The organism is Mycobacterium sp. TH-M82 (assembly GCF_057473605.1).
Window position 1 is genome coordinate 1 of record NZ_JBYCKY010000337.1, and the last position, 3420, is coordinate 3420.

3 protein-coding genes and 1 pseudogene are annotated in these 3420 nt (G+C 66.9%); 1 reads left to right on the top strand and 3 read right to left on the bottom strand.

Features of this window, described 5'->3' with window-relative positions:
- Positions 1-252: pseudogene (locus AC2VON_RS10485) on the top strand (cellulase family glycosylhydrolase); the annotation flags it as partial.
- 529 nt (positions 253-781) lie between these two features.
- On the opposite strand, the gene AC2VON_RS10490 reads toward AC2VON_RS10485, so the two are convergent.
- From AC2VON_RS10490 to AC2VON_RS10500, 3 genes are all read right to left on the bottom strand, one after another.
- On the bottom strand, positions 782-1642 hold the full coding sequence (locus AC2VON_RS10490; protein WP_486952898.1) for an alpha/beta fold hydrolase: 861 nt from the start codon (positions 1640-1642) through the stop codon (positions 782-784).
- Positions 1643-1780: 138 nt separating this feature from the next.
- Positions 1781-2572: an SDR family NAD(P)-dependent oxidoreductase gene (locus AC2VON_RS10495; protein ID WP_486952899.1), complete on the bottom strand. Its 792-nt coding sequence runs from the start codon at positions 2570-2572 to the stop codon at positions 1781-1783.
- A 27-nt stretch (positions 2573-2599) separates the two neighbouring features.
- The coding region (locus AC2VON_RS10500) for an enoyl-CoA hydratase (protein ID WP_486952900.1) at positions 2600-3420 on the bottom strand (821 nt) is incomplete at its 5' end.

Consider the following 3420-nt stretch of genomic DNA (forward strand, 5'->3'; position numbering starts at 1 on the left):
CACGGCACCTTCCAGTTCAGCTACACCACCGACAAAGCCGACGGCGACGGCAGCTTCCCGGCCGGCTCACACACCGACATCGCGGTGCCGGCCGTACAGTTCCCGCACGGCTACCAGGTGAGTGTCACCGGCGGCCACGTCGTCTCGGCAGCCAACGCCCCCGAACTGGTCGTCGCTTCGAACCCCAATGCAAGTACCGTCACCGTCACCGTGACCGCCGCCGGCGCCGACGGCGGATCAGGAACGGGGTAAAATCGGGCTCTACTGACGTGAATGTGGATGACCCTGGGTGTGGTATGGGAGTTCTAGGGTGACCGGTCCGCAGGCCAGGAGAACAAGTGCCAGCGCGGCCTAGGCGCTGTGGAAGCCATAGGCGCGCGGCGCACCAGCGGTCGAGTAGCTCGCCAGCAGTACCAGCATCCAGGTCGCCGGCGAATATCTCCCGTAGCGCCTCCTTGAGTTGGTAGGCGCGCCAAAGCATTCCACTGCTGCGGGGTTTGGGCTTGGGTGTCGGTGAGATCGGCGGGGTTTTTCAGCAACGCCCAGCGTGCCCCCTTGAACGTCCTGGCGATCCGTTGATCGGGCAGCGCGCGGGCGGCCCGCCAGATCTGGCGGCGCTTGTGGTGAAGTTGTTTGCTGTTGCCCCGGGCAGCTGCCGGGCCTTGAAGTCCTCATCGAACTTCCGCCTGCTTGCTGCCATCGCCGCCTCCTCAATAGCGACGCCTCCACGCCACGATCAGAAGCCCACCTGCTGAGTCGTTGAACCGAGATGATCGGTGGCTCAGTCGCGTAGCAGAAAGCCCAACACCACGCTTTCGAAGGCGTCCTTCGCCTCGACCATCGTCCAGTGCCCGCAGTTAGGGAACACGTGAAACTCGGCCTTCGGAATCGTGCGCATCGGGATCAGTGCCATGTCCAGCGGGCTCACCCGGTCGTCACGGCCCCAGGTGATCAACGTCGGCGCCGCGACCCGGTGCAGCATCGCCCAGGGCGGCGGCCGCTTGGCGGACCGCATCGCCGCGACCATCGCAGCGAAGGCATCTTTGCCGTACATCCGCCGTGCGCTGGCCAGGCTCGGCGGATCGGTGGCCAACTGCCAGCGCTCCTCGATGAGCTCCTCGGTCACCACCGCGGGGTCGTACACCATCGAGTGCAGCCACTGGATCAACCGGTCGCGGGTGGGGTTCTCGGTGAACTCCTGCAGCAGCCGGATGCCCTCCGTCGGCTCCGGACTCAACAGATTCGTGCCGATACCGCCGATGGTCACCAATCGACGGACTTTCTCCGGCTGGCCGATGGCGTAGTTGACCCCGACACCACCGCCCATCGAGTTGCCGACGATGTCGACGGTGTCCAGTTGCAGCGCGTCGACGAACCGGGACAGCGCGTCGAACGCGGTCAGCATCGGGTGACCCCCGAAGTCGTCGCTGACCCCGAAACCGGGGAATTCCAGGATCAGGCAACGGAAATGCTGGGCGAAGGTGGGCAGCACACCGCGGAAATTGCGCCACCCCGTCACACCGGCCCCGGAACCGTGCAGCATCAGCAACGGCGGACCGTCACCAGCATCGTGGTAACGCAGCACCCCCGGCTCGGTGGTGACCTCGCGGAGGGTCCCTTCGTAGCTCAGCTCTGACGGCATATGGCTCCCCAATTCGCCGAGATCGGCGTTAGCGCGAAAAACGTCGGGTACCCGACACGCTAACGTCGATCTCGACGCATCACGGTGTCGGGGTCGGACGCCGCCCGCACTGGTGCCGCCTCGACGCCAACTCGCCGGTCACGCGTGCGTGCCGCCGTCGACGCGGACCTCGGTTCCGGTGATGAACGCGCCGTCCTCGGAGACCAGCATCGCGACGACGCCGGCGACCACCGCGGGGTCGGCCATCGGGGCGCCGCTGGATGTCAGCGTGGTGGGCAGGACCGGAGACAGCTTGGCCAGCAGCGACCAGTCGGAGTCGGGCGGCAGGTAGCCGGCGGTGGCGTCGGTGATCCCGGACTTGATGCTGCCCGGCGCCACCGACACCGCCCGTAAACCCTGCTTGCCGTACTCCAGCGCCAGCGCATGGGTGAAGGACTGGATCCCGCCCTTGCTGGCGGCGTAGGCAGCCATGTAGGGGTGCGCGAACGCCGCCGAGGTCGAGCTGAAGTTCACGATCGCGCTGCTGGCGTTAGCCAGCAGCGCCGGCAGTGCCTCCCGGACCATCAGGAAGGTGCCGGTGAGGTTGACGCCGACGATCCGGTTCCACAGCTGCAGGCTCATCTCGTGGGTGTGCGCCGCGCGCAGCACGCCGGCGGCGTTGACCAGAGAGTCCAGACCCCCCAGTGTTTCGACAGCCGACCGGACCCCGTCGACGACCGACTGCTCGTCGCCGACGTCGATCTCCAACGTGGTCAGCCGATCGGCCGAACCAGCCGCCGACGCCTGTGCCCGGGTCTCGGCCAAGCCCGCCGCGTCGACGTCCGCGGCGACCACCACGGCACCCTCAGCCAGCAGTCGCAGCGCGGTGGCCTGCCCGATCCCGGACGCGGCGCCGGTCACCAGGATCCTGCGGTCATCAAGGCGCTTCATGTCGTTTCCCGTCGTGCCCCAGGTCGGCTACGGCGTGTCGCGGCCGGCCAATCGCGTCGGTTTCCCCGTACGCCAGTCCTCGACCTCGGGCGGCAGCGCCACCGGGTACTTGTTCTCGTTATGGCTCGCCCAATGCGCATGGCCCAGCTGATGGACGTGGAAGCCGTGCCGCAGCGCCTCGGCGAAGCCCATCGCGTCGGCGGCGGCATTCACCGAATCCTTGATCAGCAGCGCGGCCATCGTGGGACGCTCTGCGATGCGCCGGGCGAACTCCAGGGTTTTGTCTGCCAACTCGTCGCGCGGGAACACCTTGGACACCATGCCCAGCCGGTATGCCTCGTCCGCGTCGATGGAATCACCGGTCAGCAGCAGCTCTTTGGCTTTGCGCGGGCCGAATTCCCAAGGGTGAGCATAATATTCCACTCCCGGCATGCCCAACCGCACACCGACCACGTCGGAAAATTTCGCGTTGTCGGCGGCCACGATCAAATCGCAGGCCCAGATCAGCATCAGGCCAGCCGAGATGGCGTTGCCCTGCACCTGGGCGATCGTGATCTTGCGCAGCTCCCGCCAGCGGCAGGTATTAGAGAAGTAAAAGTGCCACTCCTGCAGGTAGGTCTTCTCCGCGACCGATCCTCGCGTGGCGCCGTGGGAACGAAACGTCGGGTGCTGCGCCGGGCCGGGTTGGCGTTCGGCCAGCGCCGCCTCCGATCCCAGGTCGTGGCCGGCGGAGAAGTTCTTTCCGCGCGCCGCCAGGATCACCACCCGAACAGTGTCGTCGGCCTCGGCCCGGCAGAACGCCTCGTCGAGCTGCACCAACAGGGTGCGGTTCTGCGCGTTGTGCGCCT